This is a genomic window from Neorhizobium sp. PAMB6716 (assembly GCF_058242805.1).
The window spans coordinates 61,996-83,260 of sequence record NZ_JBZAYW010000003.1 but is presented as its reverse complement, the minus strand read 5'-3'; the positions used below and the strand labels follow the sequence as shown (position 1 = coordinate 83,260).

The window sequence follows — 21,265 nt, the reverse complement described above, 5'->3', positions numbered from 1 at the left end:
GCTCGGGAAACAAGTAATTTTCGAATTTCGGTGCCATTCTTCTTAGTCCGGGCGCCATAGATCTGCGTTGAAGGGTTTTTGCTTGTGGCCCCGGTTTTTTCCCGTATTGAGGGCAGGGTGAACAATTAAACCGCAAACTGACGAATTTTCCTGTAGAGGAATAATCTTGGCTCCAGCACGAGGTCATTGATGCCAGCGAAAAGTGAGAAGATCGTACCCGCAGCCCTTTCGCAGGATCCGCATGCGGTTCGCGAGCCGCGCGAAAACAATCTCGAAATGGCGATCGGTCACGAAGTTCGCACCTACCGCAAGACGCTCGGCATAACTGTTACCGATCTCGCCACCGCCACCGGCATGTCGGTCGGCATGCTGTCGAAGATCGAGAACGGCAATATCTCGCCATCCCTCACCACCCTGCAATCCCTGTCGCGGGCGCTCGGCGTTCCGCTGACCGCCTTCTTCCGCCGTTTCGAAGAAACGCGCAACGCCACCTTCGTCAAGGCGGGGCAGGGCGTCAACATCGAGCGGCGCGGCACGCGTGCCGGTCACCAGTACAGCCTGCTCGGCCATATCGACAACAACACCAGCGGTGTCACCGTCGAGCCTTACCTCATCACGCTGACGACCGATTCCGACGTCTTCCCGACGTTTCAGCATGAAGGCATGGAGTTCCTCTACATGCTCGAGGGCGAAGTCGTGTACCGCCACGGCGAACAACTCTACACCATGCAGGCCGGAGACAGTCTGTTCTTCGATGCCGATGCCCCACATGGCCCTCAGGAGCTAGTGCATCTGCCAGCCCGCTACCTGTCGATCATCAGCTACCCGCAGCGGCACGCACAGACGGATTGATTTTTCTCCTAAAGAAAAAACTATTCTTTCTAATTGATTTCGATTTGGACGCATGTTAGCTCTTCAGTCGGTAACGAATGGAGGTGCAAGTCATGTGCGGTATTGTTGGATTATTCCTGAAAGACCGGAGTCTGGAGCCGCAGCTGGGTACGCTGCTCTCCGATATGTTGATCACCATGACCGACCGCGGGCCGGATAGCGCCGGGATCGCCATTTATGGCCGCGCAGCCGATGGCCGGGCAAAGGTCACCATCCAGTCCGCGAACCCAGACACCGATTTCGCTGGCCTTTCGGATGCGCTGAAAGCAAAGGGGCTCAATGCCTCCGTCGTTGTGAAGTCCACCCACGCGGTGCTTGATATTCCGGCTGACAAGACCGGGGAAATCCGGGCGCTGTTGTCCTCGGTTCGCCCCGACGTGCGTGTCATGGGCTCCGGCGACAGCGTCGAGATCTATAAGGAAACCGGCCTGCCGAAAGATGTCGTGTCGTTCTTCGACGTGCGTTCGATGGCCGGGACCCATGGTATCGGCCATACCCGCATGGCCACGGAATCGGCCGTCACCACGCTTGGCGCGCATCCTTTCTCGACCGGCGACGACCAGTGCCTCGTCCACAACGGCTCGCTTTCGAACCACAACAATATCCGCCGCGAACTTGTTCGCGCAGGCATGACCTTCGAGACCCAGAACGACTCGGAAGTCGCCGCCGCCTATCTCACCGCGCAGATGGCCAAGGGCAAGGATCTCGGCGAAGCACTGACCGGCGCGCTTGACGATCTCGACGGTTTCTTCACCTTTGTCGTCGGTACCAAGTCCGGCTTCGGCGTCTTGCGCGACCCGATTGCCTGCAAGCCCGCCGTGATGGCCGAGACCGATCAATATGTGGCTTTCGGCTCGGAGTATCGCGCCCTGGTCAATCTGCCAGGCATCGAAACTGCCCGCGTCTGGGAGCCGGAACCGGCGACCGTCTATTTCTGGGACCACGAGAAGGCGGCCTGATCCATGGATGCAGCCGCCCAGAAAGAAAGCTCAAGAACCATGTCCGTTTTCGACCTGTCGATCACGCCGTTGCGTGAATTGAACAGCGCCTTGCACAATATTGCCGCTGGCACCAACGATATGAATTTCGAGGTTATCAATCCCCGCGGTAGCCATTCGGTCGCTGTCGGCATCGATGGGCCTGTCACGGTCGATGTCCATGGCTCCGTGGGCTATTACTGCGCCGGCATGAACGATGGCGGTACTGTTACGGTCCATGGCTCGGCCGGTCCGGGCGTTGCCGAAAACATGATGTCGGGCACCGTCATTATCGAAGGTGACGCCAGCCAGTATGCCGGTGCCACCGGCCGCGGCGGCCTGCTGGTCATCAAGGGTAATGCAGCCTCGCGCTGTGGCATTTCCATGAAGGGTATCGATATCGTCGTGCACGGCTCCATCGGCCACATGTCGGCCTTCATGGGTCAGTCCGGTCATCTGGTGGTGCTGGGTGATGCCGGCGACGCTCTGGGGGACAGCCTCTACGAGGCCAAGCTCTTCGTGCGCGGTTCGGTGAAAAGCCTGGGTGCCGACTGCATCGAAAAGCAGATGAAGCCCAAGCATCTGGCAAAGGTTGCCGAACTGCTGGAGAAGGCGGGCGTGACGGGTGTCGGGCCGGAAGAATTCAAGCGCTATGGCTCTGCCCGCAAGCTCTACAACTTCAACATCGACAATGCCGAAGCGTATTGAGTGGAGAGACCGATGAGCTATCACAACCCCAACACGCCACCGCGCAAATCCGCGACCTTCGACGACTATACGATGGCGGAAATCCGTCGCGCTGCTGCTACCGGCATTTATGATATTCGCGGTGGCGGCACCAAGCGCAAGGTGCCGCATTTCGATGACCTGCTGTTTCTCGGCGCGTCCATTTCCCGCTATCCGCTCGAAGGCTACCGCGAAAAGTGCGACACTTCCGTGGTACTCGGCACTCGCTTTGCCAAAAAACCGATCGAGCTGAAAATCCCGATCACCATTGCCGGCATGAGCTTTGGCGCGCTCTCCGGCAATGCCAAGGAAGCCCTTGGCCGTGGGGCGACGCTCGCCGGCACCTCCACGACCACGGGGGATGGCGGCATGACTGATGAGGAACGCGGCCATAGCCAGATGCTGGTGTACCAGTATCTGCCATCCCGCTACGGCATGAACCCCAAGGACCTGCGCCGGGCGGATGCGATTGAGGTCGTTGTTGGGCAAGGTGCCAAGCCCGGCGGCGGCGGCATGCTGCTCGGCCAGAAGATATCCGATCGCGTCGCCACGATGCGAAACCTGCCCAAGGGTATCGACCAGCGGTCGGCCTGCCGGCACCCGGACTGGACCGGCCCGGACGACCTGGAAATCAAGATCCTTGAACTGCGCGAAATTACCGACTGGGAGAAGCCGATCTATGTGAAGATTGGCGGCGCGCGTCCCTATTATGATACCGCGCTTGCGGTCAAAGCCGGCGCCGATGTGGTGGTGCTGGATGGTATGCAGGGCGGAACCGCTGCCACGCAGGACGTCTTCATCGAGAATGTCGGAATGCCGACGCTTGCCTGCCTACGCCCCGCGGTTCAGGCCCTTCAGGATCTCGGCATGCACCGAAAGGTTCAACTGATTGTCTCCGGCGGCATTCGCTCCGGTGCAGATGTGGCCAAGGCCTTGGCGCTGGGTGCCGATGCGGTGTCCATTGGCACGGCTGCGCTGGTTGCGATTGGTGACAATGACCCGCATTGGGAAGAGGAATACAGACAACTTGGCTCCACCGCTGGCGCCTATGACGACTGGCACGAAGGCAAGGACCCGGCCGGCATCACCACCCAGGATCCGGTGCTGGCCGCGCGACTTGATCCGGCTCTCGCCGGGCGCCGCCTTGCCAATTACCTCAAGGTCATGACGCTCGAAGCCCAGACCATTGCGCGTGCCTGCGGCCATAACCGCCTGCAAAATCTGGAGCCGGAAGACCTCTGCGCGCTCACCATGGAAGCCGCGGCTATGGCGCAGGTGCCGCTGGCCGGCACGAGCTGGTATCCCGGTAAAGCCGGCTTCTGACGCCTATGATCGTCGCCGGTCCTCCCGCCGGCGATGGTCTCTTTTTGTCCAATATGTGTCTCAATCCATAAAAACAGGGGAACGACGTGACACAGGATCTTGCCCAATTTGCCAGAGAACGCGGTATAAAATATTTCATGATCAGCTACACGGACCTGTTCGGTGCCCAGCGCGCCAAGCTGGTGCCGGCTGAGGCCATTGCCGATATGCAGAAGGATGGTGCGGGCTTTGCGGGTTTTGCCACATGGCTGGACCTTACGCCCGCTCATCCCGATCTCTTTGCCCTGCCGGATGCCTCATCCGTCATCCAGTTGCCCTGGAAAAAGGATGTGGCTTGGGTTGCTGCCGATTGCGTCATGGACGACAGGCCGGTGGAGCAGGCTCCGCGCGTCGTGCTGAAGAAGCTGGTCGAGGAAGCGGCGAGCCTCGGGCTTCGCGTCAAGACCGGCGTCGAGCCGGAGTTCTTTCTCATCTCGGCGGATGGCGGAAAGATCTCGGACGAATTCGATACGGCTGAAAAGCCCTGCTATGACCAGCAAGCCCTGATGCGTCGTTATGATGTGATCGCGGAGATCTGCGACTACATGCTGGAACTGGGCTGGAAGCCCTACCAGAACGACCATGAGGACGCGAACGGCCAGTTCGAGATGAACTGGGAATATGACGACGTGCTGCAGACCGCAGACAAGCATTCCTTCTTCAAGTTCATGGTGAAGTCGGTCGCCGAAAAGCACGGCCTTCGCGCCACCTTCATGCCAAAGCCCTTTAAGGGGCTGACCGGCAATGGCTGCCACGCCCATATCTCGGTCTGGGATCTGGACGGCAAGGTCAATGCCTTTGCCGACAAGTCTATGGATTTCGGCCTCTCTGCTCAGGGGCGCACCTTCCTCGGCGGCATCATGAAACATGCCTCGGCATTGGCTGCAATTACCAACCCCACCGTCAATTCCTACAAGCGAATCAACGCCCCGCGCACCGTGTCCGGTGCCACCTGGGCGCCGAATACGGTGACCTGGACCGGCAATAACCGCACGCATATGGTGCGCGTGCCCGGCCCCGGCCGCTTCGAGCTTCGTCTGCCGGATGGCGCGGTCAATCCCTATCTGCTGCAGGCGATCATCGTCGCGGCCGGCCTTTCGGGTATCCGCACGAAGGCCGATCCGGGCCGTCATTACGATATCGACATGTATCGTGAAGGCCACACCGTTACCGATGCGCCGAAGCTGCCGCTCAACCTGCTCGATGCGCTGAGGGAATACGAGAAGGATACGGTCCTGCAGCAGGCGCTCGGAACGGAGTTTTCGTCCGCCTATCTCAAGCTCAAGCACGGCGAGTGGAACAGCTATTGCTCGCAGTTCATCGCTTGGGAACACCAGACGACGCTCGACGTCTGACGGCCTATTACCATTGAAATGCACCATTGTTCCCTGCGCTGTTGCGCAGGGATGTGCTCTTGCACGTCTTATGCTGACAGTCTCGCCTTCGAGGAGGGCCGCTCTATGACGAAACACATCCTGACCGTTTCCTGCACATCCACACGCGGGATTGTTGCTGCCATTTCAGGCTATCTGGCTACCAAGGACTGCAACATCGTCGATAGTTCGCAGTTCGACGATCTGGATACCGGCAAGTTCTTCATGCGCGTCAGTTTTGTCTCGGAAGAGGGGGCCTCGGGAGAGGATATCGCTACCGACTTTGCGGCTGTGGCTGCACCCTTCGGCATGGACTACAGCTTCCATGACAGCGAGCACCGCATGAAGGTGCTGCTGATGGTCTCCCGTTTCGGACATTGCCTCAACGACCTGCTCTACCGCTGGAAGATCGGCGCTTTGCCCATCGATATCGTCGGTGTCGTTTCCAACCATTTCGACTATCAGAAGGTTGTGGTCAACCACGACATTCCCTTCCACCACATCAAGGTGACCAAGGAAAACAAGCCGCAGGCGGAAGCGCGGCTGCTCGATCTGGCGGAACAGTCGGGCGCGGAGCTGATCGTACTCGCCCGCTACATGCAGGTCCTGTCCGATGCCATGTGCAAGAAGATGTCAGGTCGGATCATCAACATCCACCATTCCTTCCTGCCGAGCTTCAAGGGCGCCAATCCCTACAAGCAGGCCTACGAGCGCGGGGTAAAACTGATCGGCGCGACGGCGCATTATGTCACGGCCGATCTCGACGAAGGCCCGATCATTGAGCAGGACACGGCGCGCGTCACCCATGCGCAATCGGCGGAAGATTACGTGTCGATGGGCCGCGATGTCGAAAGCCAGGTGCTGGCCCGCGCCATCCACGCCCATATCCATCACCGTACCTTCATCAACGGCAACCGCACCGTCGTCTTCCCCGCAAGCCCGGGCAGCTACGCCTCCGAGCGGATGGGGTGAACCACAATGGCTGAGGTGATCGATGGCAAGGCGGTCGCTGCCTCAGTGATTGCGGCCGTGACGGCAGTGGTTGCTAATCTGGCGGCGAAGACCGGCACGAAGACGGGGCTGGCGGTGGTGATCGTCGGAGACGATCCGGCAAGCCACACTTACGTCGGCGCGAAAAGCCGCACGGCCAAGGAATGCGGCTTCAATTCCGTTCAGCACACGCTTCCCGCAGAGACAACGCAGGACGAGCTTGCGGCGCTGATCGGCAGGCTTAATGCAGATGCCGCGATCCATGGGATCCTCGTGCAGCTGCCGTTGCCGAAACATCTGAATTCCGAGGCGATCATCCAGTCCATCCTCCCGGAAAAGGATGTGGACGGGCTGCATGTCGTCAATGCCGGCAAGCTCGCCACTGGCGATCTTTCGACCGGGCTGGTCTCCTGCACACCGGCCGGTGCGATGCTCTTCGTGCGGCGCATCCACGGCGACGATCTTTCCGGCCTGAACGCCGTGGTAATCGGCCGCTCGAACCTGTTCGGCAAGCCGATGGCGCAGCTTCTGCTCCATGCCAATGCGACCGTGACTATCGCTCATTCGCGCACCGGGGATCTGCCCGGCATCTGCCGGACGGCGGATATCCTTGTCGCCGCCGTCGGCCGCCCGGAGATGGTCAGGGACAGCTGGGTGAAGCCTGGCGCGACCGTGATCGATGTCGGCATCAACCGGGTTGCCGCACCCGAACGGGGTGAGGGAAAGTCCCGGCTGGTGGGCGATGTCGCCTTTGCGGAATGCGCTGATGTCGCGGCCGTCATCACGCCGGTGCCCGGCGGCGTAGGGCCGATGACCATCGCCATGCTGATGGCAAATACCGCGATTGCGGCCTGTCGTGCGTGCGGCGAGGTGCCACCTGAATTCTGAAAGCGGAGGCTTACAGACAGCCTATAAAATTTGTTCGCCTCGCTTGCCAGCCGTAAAAACGGCATTATAGTCAGGAAACAAATATTCCATACAGTAAAAACGGGGACGGGATATTATGACTTCTTCATGGCGTTTTTCATCCCTCGCGGACCGCCACAGGGCGCTGGGATCGAAATTGGAAGACTGGAGCGGTATGGGAACCGCCTGGACTTACGACAAGGATATCTACGAAGAACATATTGCCGTGCGCACCAAGGCCGGCATCATGGATGTATCGGGCCTGAAGAAGGTCCACCTCGTCGGACCGCATGCGATTGCGGTGCTCGACTACATTACCACGCGCGACGTGACCAAGATCTATCCCGGCAAGTCCGTTTATGCCTGCATGCTCAACGACCGCGGCCATTTCACCGATGACTGCATCATCTACCGCACCGGCCCGAACAGCTGGATGCTGGTCCATGGCTCCGGTTCGGGCCATGAGGAAATCGTCAAGCAGGCCGCCGGCCGAAACTGTGCCGTGCTCTTCGACGACGACCTGCACGATCTCTCGCTGCAGGGGCCGCTGGCGGTCGATTATCTCGACAAGCACGTGCCGGGCATCCGCGATCTCAAATATTTCCATCACATGCAGACGACGCTGTTCGGTGCGCCGGTGATGATCTCGCGTACCGGCTATACCGGGGAGCGTGGTTACGAAATCTTCGTGCGCGGTCAGGATGCCGGCATGGTCTGGGACCGGATCGTCGATGAGGGCAAGGAGATGGGCATCATCCCCGTCTGCTTCAGCGTTCTCGACATGCTGCGCGTCGAAAGCTACCTCTTGTTCTACCCCTACGACAATTCGCAGATGTATCCGTTCGCCAACGAGCAGCCCGGCGACAGCCTGTGGGAACTCGGCCTTGATTTCACCGTCAGCCCCGGCAAGACCGGTTTTCGCGGTGCCGAGGAACATGCGCGCCTCAAGGGCCAGGAACGCTTCAAGATCTTCGGTCTGCTGATCGAGGCCGACGGCCCCGCCGATCTCGGGGACGAGGTTTTTGCCGATGGCAAGAAGGTTGGCGTCATCACCTGCCCGAGCTATTCGAAGCTTACCAATCGTTCGATGGCGATTGCCCGTCTGGAGGTGGACAAGGCCGTGCAGGGCACACCGCTGGAGGTGCGTGGCAAGTCGCTGACCGCCAAGGCCATCGCCCATACGATCACCTTCGACGATCCGAAGAAAACGAAACGGACGGCGCAGGGCTGACAACATGCTCGTACAAGGGATCAAAAGCAGGCCGGAATACAAGGGGCTCAGCATCGATCCCCACGCGAAGCGCCACCTCTTCGTCCTCGAGGGCGAAGGGGCGGCAGCCCTCACCGATCAGGTGGAGAAGAAGGGCAGGGATTTCCTCGCAAAATCGGAAATTCTCTATCTGGCCGCGGGTGCCGCGCCAAAGGCATACGACGTCACGCTCTCGGCTTTGTCGCCCGATATCTTCTGGCAGGCGCCAACGCTTCAGCCACTGCTGTTTCGCCTGCGGGCCTGTCTTGAACAGGCCCGGATGGGAACGCGGCTCTATATCGCCGGCACCGAAGGCTTCATTGGCCAGATCATGCAGATGGCGCTGGAGTTCGGTATCGATTTCAACTCGATCCATACTGAACATCGCGGCTCGACAGCGCGCCGGGTGCAATGCGTTCACTGCAAGGGCATCACCGACAACGTGACCACCAGCCCCTTTGCCTGCACCCATTGCGGACTGCCCTTGCTGGTGCGCGATCACTATTCCCGTCGTCTCGGTGCATTCCAGGGCGTCAACATCGACGCGGAAGAACCGGGGACTGCCCCAGCGCCTGAGGAGATGTTCCCGTGAGCCTCAATACCGATATGCCTGTCCGGGTCGCGGCGGTAACGAAGGTGACCGACCTGATCAAGCGTTTCCGTTTCGAACGGCTGGACGGCCATCCCATGCCGTTCTTCTCAGGCGGAGCCCATGTCGTCGTCTCGATGAACGACAACGGCCTCCTGCGCCGCAACCCCTATTCGCTAATGTCCAACCCTGACGACAACAGCGCCTATGAAATCAGCGTGCTGCGGGTTCCCAATTCCCGAGGCGGTTCGATCTTCATGCACGAACAGGTGAAGCCCGGCGATCAACTGACCGTCAGCCAGCCGGTCAATCTGTTTGCGCCTGATCATCGCGGCCGCAAGCACATCCTGTTTGCCGGCGGCATCGGCATCACCCCGTTCATCGCCATGATGGAACAGTTCAGCCGCGACAACATCGCCTTCGAACTGCACTACGCCATCCGCTCCCGCTCGCACGGGGCCTATTGGCAGGAGTTGCTCGACTGTTACGGCCCGCGCCGGATCAAGATCTATATTGACGAGGAAAAGACCTATATTCCCGTCGCCGAGATCGCTGACAATCAACCGCTCGGCACGCATCTCTATGTCTGCGGTCCGGCCGGGATGATCGACGGCGTGCTGATGACGGCGCTGAAGTCCGGGTGGCCTAGGGAAAGCCTTCATTCGGAACGTTTCCTCGCGCCGCCTGCCGGCCTGCCGTTCCAGGTTTTCCTCGAAAAATCCAACATCCACATGACCGTCGGCGAGCACCAGAGCATTCTGGAGGCCGCCGAGGCCCATGGCTGCGAAGCGCCCTACATGTGTCGCGGCGGCGCCTGCGGCCAGTGCGAAACCGCGGTCTCTTCCTGCGATGGCGCGCTGGAACACAACGATATCTACCTGTCCGACGAGGAAAAGGCGTCGGGCAAGAAGGTCATGATCTGCGTCTCGCGGTTCAAGGGCCAGCAACTCGTTCTTCAACTGTAGCTCAAGGGAGCCGGACAGATGACCATCACGTTCAGGACCGAAACGTTCCGTGACGACTTCAGCTTCCGCAACAGCCTCTATAACATCCGGCGCTTCCCGTTCCCGTTCGATCGCGACGAGTACATGTATTCGGTCAACATGGAGCCGCATGTGCGCGGCAAGGCGGACAGCGTTTTCGAAAACCTGATCGACGTCGACGAGCACTATGTCGCGGAGATGCAGGACCGGGCGATGGTGCTCAAGGAAGACCCGCTGCGCTGCCAGGCCCTGCCGCATATGATGGCGGCGCAATGGGATGTGCTCGAGCTCCTGATGGAGCATCAGGCGCAGGACTATCCCGAACACTTCACCCTGGAAAAGAAGGGCGACCGCTGGCGCTGGATCAACCGGCCTATGGGTATCGACGACACTTTCACCTTCGGCGATCCATCCACGCTTCCCTACCCGCCGATGGAATACATCACCCGGCAGGCGCAGGGCGATTTCTGCATCGTTGACCAGCGCGACAACAATCTCTGGATGGATGCCGGCATGGTCACCACCCAGGCCGACTGGTCGCTCGATTTCGACATCGGCATGAACTTCATGGAATGGCACGGTCCCGTGCCGCTCGCCCACCAGATCGGTGTGTTCGAGCGGGCGCTCAAATTCCTGCTCAACCTGCAGCAGGGCAAGCCGACCCGCCGCCTGAACTGGACGATGACCGTCAATCCGCGGCTCGACACCTCACCCGAAAACTACCCCAAATGGGGACCTGACCGTATGACGGTGACGCCGGAGAATGTCGGCGAAAAGATGCATCTGCGCGTCGAGTTGCAGAGCCTCTGGCGCCTGCCGCGCTCCAACGCCATCCTCTTCGTCATCCGCTGCTACCTGATCAGCCTCAACGAGCTGGTGACCGTGCCCAAATGGGCCCGCCGCCTGCCGCGTGTGCTCAACAGCCTGCCGCCGGAGATCGTCGATTACAAGGGCCTGACACGCAACCGTCCGATCATGATCGACTGGCTGGCGAAATACGACGACGGGGCGCCGACGAGTGCCGGGATTTTTCCGGATTGAGATTGAGTAGCGGCTCCTCGTCCGGCCTGTCGGCCACCTTCTCCCCGCGTGCGGGGGAGAAGGTTAGGTGATGAGCAACCTTTGAAACAAGAATCGGCAACGACCGAAAAAACTGACAACGATATAAAAGGGAACAGACATGACCAGAGTAGCCGTCATCGGCGCGGGGCCATCCGGTCTTGCACAATTGAGAGCCTTCCAGTCCGCTGCGAAAAACGGTGCCGAAATCCCGGAAGTCGTCTGCTTTGAAAAACAGGCCGACTGGGGCGGCCTGTGGAACTACACCTGGCGCACGGGGCTCGACGAACATGGCGAGCCCGTTCACGGCAGCATGTATCGTTATCTCTGGTCGAACGGGCCGAAGGAATGCCTGGAATTCGCCGATTATTCCTTCGAGGAGCACTTCGGCAAGCCGATCGCCTCCTATCCGCCACGCGCCGTGCTTTGGGATTACATCAAGGGTCGTGTCGAGAAGGCAGATGTGCGCAGCTGGGTGCGGTTCAACACGCCGGTCCGCATGGTGACCTTCGATGAGGCGACGAAAAAATTCACGGTGACGGCGCATGATCGCGTCGAGGACCGCATGTATGACGAAATCTTCGATTACGTCGTTGTCGCCTCCGGGCATTTCTCCACGCCGAACGTGCCGTTCTTCGAAGGCGTTCCGACCTTCGGCGGCCGCGTTCTCCACGCTCATGATTTCCGCGATGCGCTGGAGTTCAAGGACAAGGACGTGCTGATCGTCGGCCGCAGCTATTCAGCTGAGGATATTGGCTCGCAGTGCTGGAAATACGGTGCGCGCTCGGTCACCACCAGCTACCGCTCGAAGCCAATGGGCTTTAAATGGCCGGAGCGTTTCGAGGAGCGGCCGCTGCTGCAGAAGCTCGTCAACAAGACGGCTCATTTTGCCGATGGTTCAACGAAGGACGTCGATGCGCTGATCCTCTGCACCGGCTATCAGCACCACTTTCCGTTCCTGCCCGACGATCTTCGCCTGAAGACGGCAAACCGCCTCTGGACCGATAATCTCTACAAGGGGATCGTCTACGAGGACAATCCGCAGCTGTTCTACATCGGCATGCAGGACCAGTTCTATACGTTCAACATGTTCGATGCGCAGGCATGGTACGCCCGCGATATCATGCTCGGCCGGATCTCGATACCGGATGCGGTGGAGCGCAAGGCGCATTTCGACAGATGGCGTGCCCGCGAGGAAAACCTTGTGAATGCCGAGCAGATGATCTGGTTTCAGGGCGATTACGTGCTGGAGCTGCTGGCAGAGACGGATTATCCGAAGTTCGACATCGAGGGAACCAACAAGACCTTTATGGAGTGGGAACACCACAAGGCCGAAAGCATCATGGGCTTTCGCGACAACGGCTACCGCTCGCTGATGACAGGCACGATGGCGCCCAAGCACCACACACCGTGGCTGGAGGCTCTGGACGATACGATGGAGACGTATCTGCGGAACTGATGGCTGGTGCGGTCGTCATGAAAGGGAAAGGGTCGCGCCGAGCGGCCTTTTCATCGGGCGAAACGAAGGAGAGGCTGGGGCCTCGTCCTTCCCCATAGGTGGCAAGAAGGGGCCCGAAAGGCGGATGGGGCAAAAGCGTCCACACGTTGAGGATGAAGGTTTGCCCTTCAACCTCACGTTCCCCCCGCAGGCGGGAGCAGGGGACGATAGATTTTCCCGGCATCGAGGAAGACGACAACACTACTTGAGAGATCAGACGGCGCGCTCAAGACCGCGGCCGTGTCTTCTGCGGATCGTAGTGCGACAGCGGCACGATCACGGCCGGAACGCGCTTCTGGTGGCCGTCGAGCTTGCCGATTTCCACCTCTGTGCCAACCGCCGCATGGGCCACATCGATGCGCGCGAGTGCGATGGTCTTGCCGAGGATCGGCGAGCGGGTGGCGCTGGTGATGACGCCGACTTGGGCGCGACCGACATGGATGCCATCGCCGTGGCCGATCGTATCGTTTGCCTGGATATCGAGGCCCACGAGCAGATGGCGCGGATGTTCCTTGCGGCGGATCAGCGCGTCGCGGCCGATGAAGTCGTCCGGCTTGGATTTCAGCGGCACGGTAAAGCCGATGCCGGCCTCAAAGGGATCGGTCTGGTCGGTGAACTCGTGGTGGGCGAAGATCAGCCCCGCCTCGATGCGCACCATGTCCAGCGCTTCGAGCCCCATCGGCTTCATGCCCTGGGGCTGGCCTGCCTCCCAGACGGCGTCGAACACGGTGAGCGTATCCTTGGGGTGACAGAAGATCTCGTAGCCAAGCTCGCCGGTATAACCCGTGCGCGAGACGACGACCGGCGCGCCCTCGAAGCCGCCGATCCGGCCGACGGTGAACCGGAACCATTCAAGCTCGGCGACGGTCTGCTGGCGCGGGCCGGTCCAGACGATGTCCTTGAGGATGTCGCGGCTCTTCGGCCCCTGAACGGCGATGTTGTGCATCTGGTCCGTGGAGGATCGTACCCAGGCCTTGAAGCCCTTCTTCTGCGCCTGCTCGCGCAGCCAGATGCCGCTGTAGTCGTCGCCGCCGATCCAGCGGAAATTCATGTCGCCGAGGCGAAAAAGCGTGCCGTCGTCGATCATGCCGCCGTTTTCGTAGCACATGGCCGAATAGACCACTTGGCCATTCGACAATTTGCGCACGTCCCGGGTCAGGCAATACTGCAGGAGCGCTTCGGCGTCCGGGCCTGTCACCTCGAATTTTCTGAGCGGCGACAGGTCGATCACGGCAGCGTTTTCGCGGCAGGCCCAGTATTCCTCGACCGGACCTGCTGACGCGAAGCGGTTTGGCAGCCAATAGCCACGATATTCTGTGAAATCCCGCGTCATCTGCGAAAGGCGAGGATGGAAGGCGGTTTCCCGCGTCAGTTCTACGTCGGCATCAGGGGTCATACGATAGGCAACCGCTCGTGAGAATTTCTCTTTTCCGGAAAAGGTGCGAACGTGGATATCCGTCGGATCCCAGCCGTTCGCCGCATCAATGTCGTCGGGGCAGGACGACGAGACGCAGACCAGATCGGTCAGCGCCCGCATCAGCACGTAATCGCCCGGCCGCGACCAGGGCTCGTCGAGATAGAGCTGATTATTGTGATCGACATGGGTGTTGTAGAAATAGTTGAGCGCTTCCCAGCCCTTGCGCGAGGCAATGCCATAGGGCGATAGCGCCGCGTTGAAATTGTCCGTGCAGTTGACGTGGCCGGGATAACCCATGTCGTCATAGTAGCGCGCGTTGCAGGCGGTGGCGAAGGCATCGTGCCGGCCGACCGTATCCTGGACGATCTCGACCAGCGGCTCGAAATCGCGGTCGAAGGCTTTTGATGGCAGGCCGGGTGCCGGATAGCTGCGGCCAAGCAGGGTGCGGGTCACGGTCGCGTCGAGAGCGAGATCGAGGCCCTTGTCGACCTTGCGGGCGGAAAACGCCTGGAAATCCGTGCATTGCCGCCCGTAGACGTCGATGATCTGGATGAACTCGCCGGCGCGCACGAAATAGGCGGACGCCGTTGCCGCCTTGATCCGGATATCCTCGATCGGATCTGCCATCGGCTCGGGAAGAGCCGAGGAATAATCGCGGATCAGCGTGCTGCGGCGGACAAGGAGTTCGATCGGCGTTGCCGTATCCTGCGCCTCCGGCGACATGGCGGATGCGGGGGCGGCGGCAATCAGCAGACCCTTCGCCGCGATGGTGAATTCCGCCCGGCTTCCAGGCATCGATGCCTCACCGAAAAGACGCACAGCGCCCGCCTTCGCAAGATCGACGTTTCGGCGTGCAAAAGCCGCCCGCGTACGGCGAACGCTTTCGTCGTCGCAAGCCAGAATGGCCTTCAGGCCTTCCGCCCCATTCGTAAAGGTTGTGCCCAGTCCGGCAGAGACGAAATGGCCGGTCTCATCGACGAAGGAAAGCTCGCAAGCCTGCCCGCCCTCCATATCCGTCACGGTGAGATGGTCGCCCGGCGCGACCTTGAGCACGACCGAGCCGCCGCCTTTGACGCGGTATCGTTCGGTGCCGGGGGGCATGCCTGGAAAGCCGGGATAGCGGATGAGGCTAGGTGACGCGTTCCGAACCGCGCCTGCCGTCGAATGAAGTTCGTGCATCACAATTCTCGCAAGGGCCGACACGCGATCAGCGTGCGGGAACAGCCTACGAAATACCAAAAAAAAGTAAAGGTCCGTTGACTAAAAAGAAAATATCTTCACTATCCATAAACAATCTGCCTTTCCGAGAACCGCGTAAAAAATAGAAAAATGCGGGCGGAACAGATTGGGAGGCGCGTTTAAAACGGCATGTCGCGCAAGAGCATTCAAGAAGCTTTGCGGCAAGGGCATCCGGGAAACAAGGCCCTGAAGGGCGGAGCGAAAGGGAAAATCGCGTCGCGCTTTGGATCGGACGGAAGACACATCCGAACACAATAAATGGGGAACCAGCATGACCGATGCAGTGGAGACCGGGCTGACAGCGCCCGGTGTAGAAAGCAAACTGATACGCGCGCTCGACTGGAAGGGCGCTTTCTGGGTGGCTGCCGGCGTGCCGCCACTCGTTCTTTTCTCGATTGGCGGCATTTCCGGCGTGACCGGCAAGCTGGCCTTCCTGGTGTGGATCATCTCCATGGTGATGGGCTTCCTGCAGTCCTTCACCTATGCCGAGATCGCCGGCATGTTCGGCAACAAATCCGGCGGCGCGTCGATCTACGGCGCGACAGCGTGGCTGCGTTATTCAAAATTCATCGCGCCGCTTTCGGTGTGGTGCAACTGGTTCGCATGGTCGCCGGTTCTGTCGCTGGGCTGCGCCATCGCCGCCGGTTACATTCTCAACGCCTTATTCCCTATACCCGCGGGCGATGCGCAACCCGTACTCGACTGGATCGCCGCCAACGCCGCATCGCTGACGGCCGAGAGCCCGCGCGTGGCCGAATACATCGCCGCCCATGCCGGCACGGCTCCTACTGATGCCATCACGGCTCTGCTTACCTCCGATGGTGTCGCTGCCCTGACCCCTGCCATCCGCAGCTGGTCGCTTGTCAGCTTCAAAATCCCCTTCCTGGCGACGGCCAACATCAACGCGACCTTCTTCATCGGCGCCGCGCTGATGCTGATCATCTTTTCGATCCAGCATCGCGGCATATCCGAGACCGCCAGCGTCCAGAAGTGGCTGGCGATCATCGTGCTGGTGCCGTTGTTGCTGATCGGTGTCTACCCGATCCTCAGCGGCCAGATCGTCTGGTCAAACGTCACCGGTCTCGTGCCGCCGACGGCTGCCTATTCCGGTGTCGACGGCACCTGGAGCATCGGCGGATGGACGCTCTTCCTCGGGGGGCTCTACATCGCGGCGTGGTCGACTTACGGTTTCGAGACTGCCGTCTGCTACACCCGCGAACTGAAGAACCCAAAAACGGACACCTTCAAGGCAATCTTCTATTCGGGCCTTGTCTGCTGCCTGTTCTTCTTCCTCGTGCCTTTCGCGTTCCAGGGCGTTCTCGGCCATGCCGGCATGCTGGCACCGGGCATCGTCGATGGCACCGGCGTTGGCGAAGCGCTCGGCGGGCTGATCGGGGCGGGGCGCATTGTCACGCAGCTGCTGGTCATCCTGATGATCCTGGCACTGATGCTGGCGATCATGACCGCGATGGCCGGCTCTTCCCGCACGCTCTATCAGGGCTCCAAGGATGGTTGGCTGCCGAAGTACCTCGATCACGTCAACGAGAACGGCGCACCGACCCGCGCCATGTGGACCGACTTCGCCTTCAACCTGATCCTTCTGGCGATCGCCTCCGATGCGAGCGGATACTTCTTCGTTCTCGCCGTGTCCAACGTCGGCTACATCATCTTCAACTTCCTGAACCTCAACTCCGGCTGGATCCACCGGATGGATTCCGGCCACATCCCACGGCCCTGGAAGGCCCCGACCTGGCTGATCGGCGTCAACACCGTGCTTGCCTTCGTCAATGCCCTGTTCCTCGGCGCCGGCGCCAAGGTCTGGGGGTTTTCCAACGCACTCTGGGTCGGCTTCATCTTCGCCGCGCTCATCTTGCCCGTCTTTGCCTATCGCCATTATGTGCGTGACGGCGGCAAGTTTCCGGCAGGCGCCATGGAGGATCTTGGTCTCACCGGCCAGGATCTCGGCGTGAAGAAGGCTGGCGTGTTGCCTTATGTGGCACTTCTTGTCGGATTGGCCATCGTCCTGATTGCCAATTACGTGTTCCAGCTCCCTGCTTGAGGGCTTGACGGACAGAAAAAGGCGCGGGTTTCGGCCCGCGCCTTTTTCGTATGCCCGGGGTGCAGAGGTTGCACCCGGTTGCGCCAGAAATGAGATCAGTCGAGAAATCGGTCGGGAGGGCGATAAGTTGCGGCAGGCATTGGGATCTCCCCGGTCAGTCTCAACTGAATTCCAGGCTCATCTGCACCAGTTCGTCCCACAGGCTTTCGGCAAAGCCGCGCAAGACGATGAGTTCGAATGCGTCATCATCGACCCGCGTCACATGGGCCGTGATGTGCCCGATCAGCGTCGTCACTGACCGGCCGACGGGAAGGGCTGCCAGATCGACGGCCGTGCCCTTGGCGAGCACACGCATCGCCATGGCGCCCAGCACCAGAATGCGAATGCGTCCATGGCTCTGGTCGACGACATCGACCTCTGGCTTTAACAAAGATGCAAGCGCCTGAAGACTGGCATGGGTCAAGGCCGTGTCGCCCACGGCAAACCATTGGCCGGGCGAAACCGGGCGCAGCGACAGTCCGGTGGCGTGGCCGGAAAACCCCGGCAGTTCGCTTGCAGATGCGCGGGCGAGCAGATGCAGAAGTGTGCCTTCCGGGCGTGGCTCCAGCCTGACGCCGTTGCGCTGGACCGGCTGCTTGTCCTCAAGCGCGGAGCGAAGGGTGACGCGGTATTTCGACATCATGGATCTCCCCTGATCAGACATGCAGCTTTTCATTGGCAGGATCGAAGAAGACGGGCGCGCAAAGCCGTCCCGGGGTATATTCGCCGCGCAGGCCGTTCCAGATCATCACTTCCTCACCATGACGGCTGGAGCCACGGCGCACCAGCGCCAGACCGATGGTCGAGCCGATATGCGGTGAGTAGCAGCTCGACGACACATAGCCCTGATCGTTCTCCAACGTAGCCGCCGCGCCCTTTTCGAGGATATGCGCGCCGGTACTGAAGCTCGTCGCCGGATCGAGCGGTACGACGCCGACCAGCTGCGGCCGCTCTGGCGCGTTCAGCCCCTCGCGGGCCAGCATATGCTTGCCGATGAAATCCGGCTTGGTGGCGGAAACCATACGGCCGAAGCCGAGATCGCCAGGCACCACCGTTCCGTTGATCTCGTTGTGGGTCACGTGGCCCTTTTCGATGCGCAGCACGGCGAGCGCCTCGACACCGTAGGGCTGAATGCCGTCTTCTTTGCCTGCCTCCATGATCGCATCGGCGACAGCCTCGCCGTAGCCGGCGGGTACCGCCAGTTCATAGGCAAGTTCGCCTGAAAACGAGATGCGGAACAGGCGGCCGTGAACAGCCCCTTCGAACAGCGAGACCTCGGCCGCGCCAAGGAATGGGAAAGATTCGTTCGACAGGTCGGCATCGCCGATGCGTTCGAGGATGGCGCGTGATTTCGGGCCGACGATCGCCATCTGCGCCCATTGGTCGGTGACGGATGCCAGGCGGACATCAAGGTCCGGCCACAGCGCCTGCGAGCAAAATTCCAGATGGTTCATGACGCCCGCGGCATAGGCGGTGGTCGTCGTCATGAAATAACGGTCGTCGGCAAGGCGGCTGGTGGTGCCGTCGTCGTAGATATGGCCGTCTTCGCGCAGCATCAGGCCGTAGCGAGCCTTGCCGACCGGCAGCTTGAGAAAGGCGTTGCAATAGACTCGGTTCAGGAACTCGGCGGCATCCGCGCCGGTGATCTCGATCTTGCCGAGCATGGAGACATCGCAGAGCCCGGCATTATTGCGGGTGTTCAAGACCTCGCGATCGACGCTCTCGCGCCAGCCGGTTTCGCCGGTGCGCGGAAACCATGACGAGCGGTACCAGAGGCCTGTTTCGACAAAGACCGCACCGTTCTTCTTGGCCCAGGCATGGAGCGGCGATTTGCGCACCGGCTGGAAATCGTGGCCATGGGAGGTGCCTGCCAGCGCGCCGAACGAAACGGGCGTGTAGAACGGCCGGAAGGTCGTCGTGCCCACGTCGGCCGGTGAGACGCCGCGGGCTTCTGCCAGTAACGCGATGGCGTTGACGTTGGAAAGCTTGCCCTGGTCGGTCGCCATGCCATTGGTGGTGTAGCGCTTTGCAAGCTCCACATGGCCGTAGCCTTCCTGAACGGCAAGCCCCAGGTCCTTGCGATGCACGTCGTTCTGGTAATCGACGAAAGCCTTTCCACGCACGCCCTTGATGGTCCAGAGCGGCTTTGCCGGGACCGGAACGATTTCTCCTTCGATTGCGCCGAAAGATGATTTGGAACTGCCATAACCGAGGGCTTCGGCAATGGCCGCACCCTTTGCAGCACCGTCTTCGAGGCAGGCACCGAGACCGTCTATCGCATCGGCAGCACCGGCAAACGACAATCCCTTCAGGCCCGAGGGTGCAAGGAACGTCGCCCTCGCATCCGACCATTGCGGCCTGCCGCCGCGATGGCAGGCGAGGTTGATCACCGGGTTGAAGCCGCCCGACATGGCAAGCGCGTCAACCATGATCGTTTCACTGCCGTTTCGCGTGCGCACGGTGATGCCGGACAGCGTCTTGCCGCCGGTAGCGTCGCTGACGACGGCCTCGCAGATGATCCGGGTTTTACCCGTGTAAGAGGAGGGTGCGGACCCCGGACGGCTGTCGACGATCACAGCCGCGGGAATGCCGGCAGCCTCGAGATCGGCGGCCAGCGCATAGCCGCTGTCATTTGTGGTGAAGATCGCCACCTGCCTGCCGGGCGCCACGCTGTAGCGGTTGAGATAGGTGCGCATCGCGCCCGCCATCATGACGCCCGGAATGTCGTTGCCGCCGAAGACCAGCGGACGCTCCTCGGCTCCCGTGGCCAGCAGCGCGTGCCTGGCGACGATGCGCCACAGGCGTTCGACAGGGAGATTGGCCGCCGGCACGCAGACGTGCTTTTGCACGCGCTCGACAGCGCCGAAGACATTGCCATCATACCAGCCGAAGACGGTGGTGCGCGGCATCACCGTGACATTCGGCAGGGAGGCCAGTTCCGCCAGCGTTTCGGCTGCGAAGGCCTGCGCCGCCGTTGCGCCGATTGTCGCCGTCTCGGACAGGAGACCGCCGCCGCCCCGGGATTGTTCGTCGGCCAGAATGACACGCGCCCCGGCGCGAGCCGCGGCAAGGGCCGCAGCAAGGCCGGCAGCGCCGGCCCCGACGACCAGCAGGTCGCAATGCGCCCAGCTCTTTTCGTAGGTGTCCGGATCTGTCTCGTAGGTGGCGCGGCCGAGGCCCGCGGCGCGGCGAATGAAGGGTTCGTAAAGCTTTTCCCAGAGCGCTGCCGGCCACATGAAGGTCTTGTAGTAGAAGCCCGCTCCCAGGAAGGGCGAGAGGAGGCTGTTCAACGCGCCGATGTCGAGTTCGAGCGACGGCCAGCGGTTCTGGCTTGTCGCCGTCAGACCCTGATAAAGTTCCTGCATGGTGGCGCGGGTGTTCGGCTCGGTGCGGCCGCCGTCTCCGATGGTCACGAGTGCGTTGGGCTCGGCAGCGCCGGATGTCAGCACGCCGCGCGGGCGATGGTATTTGAAGCTGCGGCCGACAAGCAGCCGGCCATTGGCCAAAAGCGCGGAGGCAAGGCTGTCACCCTCCAGACCCTGCATGGCCTTGCCATCGAAGGAGAAGGAGAGGGACTTGCTGCGATCGACAAGGCCGCCGGAGGCAAGGCGATAGGGGGTCATGCAGTTACCTCGCGCCGGTCGGCGGCGTCTCTGCTATCGAAAATTTCATGTGTTGCCGTATCGCGGCTCACAACCAGCCAACGCCGGCAGCCGGAGGTGTGATGCCAGTATTCCTGGTACGCGCCGCGCGGGTTATCTCGCAGATAGACGTAGTCGAACCATGTCGCCTGCAGTGCTTCTGGCGCCGGGCGGGGCAGGGCGGCACCCTTGACGGTGAATTCTTCCTTGGGTCTTGCGCCGCAATGCGGGCAGGTGACGAGGCTGGCCATGTCTTGTTCCTTGGTC

General features: G+C 61.0%; 17 protein-coding genes. 13 read left to right on the top strand and 4 right to left on the bottom strand.

The window, feature by feature from the left end:
* Positions 1-189: 189 nt before the first annotated feature.
* From AC4CWH_RS25415 to AC4CWH_RS25360, 12 genes are all read left to right on the top strand, one after another.
* Positions 190-852: a helix-turn-helix domain-containing protein gene (locus AC4CWH_RS25415; protein ID WP_491322500.1), complete on the top strand. Its 663-nt coding sequence runs from the start codon at positions 190-192 to the stop codon at positions 850-852.
* 92 nt (positions 853-944) lie between these two features.
* The gene (locus AC4CWH_RS25410; protein WP_491288151.1) at positions 945-1,850 is read left to right on the top strand and encodes a class II glutamine amidotransferase; all 906 of its coding nucleotides are present in this window, start codon (positions 945-947) and stop codon (positions 1,848-1,850) included.
* A gap of 39 nt (positions 1,851-1,889) precedes the next feature.
* The gene (locus AC4CWH_RS25405) at positions 1,890-2,576 is read left to right on the top strand and encodes a protein GlxC (RefSeq protein ID WP_491288149.1); all 687 of its coding nucleotides are present in this window, start codon (positions 1,890-1,892) and stop codon (positions 2,574-2,576) included.
* Between the two features lie 12 nt (positions 2,577-2,588).
* On the top strand, positions 2,589-3,917 hold the full coding sequence (locus AC4CWH_RS25400) for an FMN-binding glutamate synthase family protein (RefSeq protein WP_491322499.1): 1,329 nt from the start codon (positions 2,589-2,591) through the stop codon (positions 3,915-3,917).
* Between the two features lie 86 nt (positions 3,918-4,003).
* Entirely contained in the window at positions 4,004-5,311 is a 1,308-nt protein-coding gene (glnT, locus tag AC4CWH_RS25395) for a type III glutamate--ammonia ligase (RefSeq protein ID WP_491322498.1), read from the top strand.
* Positions 5,312-5,416: 105 nt separating this feature from the next.
* Positions 5,417-6,301, top strand: a complete 885-nt coding sequence (gene purU, locus AC4CWH_RS25390; protein ID WP_491322497.1) for a formyltetrahydrofolate deformylase — start codon at positions 5,417-5,419, stop codon at positions 6,299-6,301.
* A gap of 6 nt (positions 6,302-6,307) precedes the next feature.
* The gene (gene folD, locus AC4CWH_RS25385) at positions 6,308-7,207 is read left to right on the top strand and encodes a bifunctional methylenetetrahydrofolate dehydrogenase/methenyltetrahydrofolate cyclohydrolase FolD (protein WP_491322496.1); all 900 of its coding nucleotides are present in this window, start codon (positions 6,308-6,310) and stop codon (positions 7,205-7,207) included.
* A gap of 115 nt (positions 7,208-7,322) precedes the next feature.
* Positions 7,323-8,456 (top strand): aminomethyl transferase family protein, encoded by a 1,134-nt coding sequence (locus AC4CWH_RS25380; protein ID WP_491322495.1) that lies wholly within the window; start codon positions 7,323-7,325, stop codon positions 8,454-8,456.
* Between the two features lie 4 nt (positions 8,457-8,460).
* Entirely contained in the window at positions 8,461-9,066 is a 606-nt protein-coding gene (locus AC4CWH_RS25375; protein ID WP_491322494.1) for a dimethylamine monooxygenase subunit DmmA family protein, read from the top strand.
* On the top strand, positions 9,063-10,028 hold the full coding sequence (locus tag AC4CWH_RS25370; RefSeq protein ID WP_491322493.1) for a PDR/VanB family oxidoreductase: 966 nt from the start codon (positions 9,063-9,065) through the stop codon (positions 10,026-10,028). Before AC4CWH_RS25375 ends, AC4CWH_RS25370 begins: the two co-directional genes overlap by 4 nt.
* 18 nt (positions 10,029-10,046) lie before the next feature.
* Positions 10,047-11,087, top strand: coding sequence for a heme-dependent oxidative N-demethylase family protein (locus tag AC4CWH_RS25365; RefSeq protein ID WP_491322492.1), 1,041 nt, complete (start codon positions 10,047-10,049; stop codon positions 11,085-11,087).
* A 139-nt stretch (positions 11,088-11,226) separates the two neighbouring features.
* On the top strand, positions 11,227-12,564 hold the full coding sequence (locus AC4CWH_RS25360; protein ID WP_491322491.1) for a trimethylamine monooxygenase: 1,338 nt from the start codon (positions 11,227-11,229) through the stop codon (positions 12,562-12,564).
* A gap of 265 nt (positions 12,565-12,829) precedes the next feature.
* On the opposite strand, the gene AC4CWH_RS25355 is transcribed toward AC4CWH_RS25360, so the two are convergent.
* Positions 12,830-15,199 carry a trimethylamine N-oxide demethylase gene (locus AC4CWH_RS25355; protein WP_491322490.1) on the bottom strand — a complete coding sequence of 790 codons (2,370 nt, stop codon included), beginning with the start codon at positions 15,197-15,199 and terminating at the stop codon, positions 12,830-12,832.
* Between the two features lie 331 nt (positions 15,200-15,530).
* On the opposite strand from AC4CWH_RS25355, the gene AC4CWH_RS25350 reads away from it, so the two are divergent.
* Positions 15,531-17,318 (top strand): trimethylamine N-oxide permease, encoded by a 1,788-nt coding sequence (locus AC4CWH_RS25350; RefSeq protein ID WP_491322489.1) that lies wholly within the window; start codon positions 15,531-15,533, stop codon positions 17,316-17,318.
* 160 nt (positions 17,319-17,478) lie between these two features.
* Here the strand turns inward: AC4CWH_RS25350 and AC4CWH_RS25345 are convergent, their stop codons facing one another.
* From AC4CWH_RS25345 to AC4CWH_RS25335, 3 genes are read right to left on the bottom strand one after another with little or no spacing between them, the layout of a single operon-like run.
* The gene (locus AC4CWH_RS25345; protein ID WP_491322548.1) at positions 17,479-17,997 is read right to left on the bottom strand and encodes a sarcosine oxidase subunit gamma family protein; all 519 of its coding nucleotides are present in this window, start codon (positions 17,995-17,997) and stop codon (positions 17,479-17,481) included.
* A 16-nt stretch (positions 17,998-18,013) separates the two neighbouring features.
* Positions 18,014-20,980 carry a sarcosine oxidase subunit alpha family protein gene (locus AC4CWH_RS25340; RefSeq protein ID WP_491322488.1) on the bottom strand — a complete coding sequence of 989 codons (2,967 nt, stop codon included), beginning with the start codon at positions 20,978-20,980 and terminating at the stop codon, positions 18,014-18,016.
* Positions 20,977-21,249 (bottom strand): sarcosine oxidase subunit delta, encoded by a 273-nt coding sequence (locus AC4CWH_RS25335; protein ID WP_491322487.1) that lies wholly within the window; start codon positions 21,247-21,249, stop codon positions 20,977-20,979. The genes AC4CWH_RS25340 and AC4CWH_RS25335 overlap by 4 nt, the downstream gene beginning before the upstream one ends.
* Positions 21,250-21,265 lie beyond the last annotated feature (16 nt).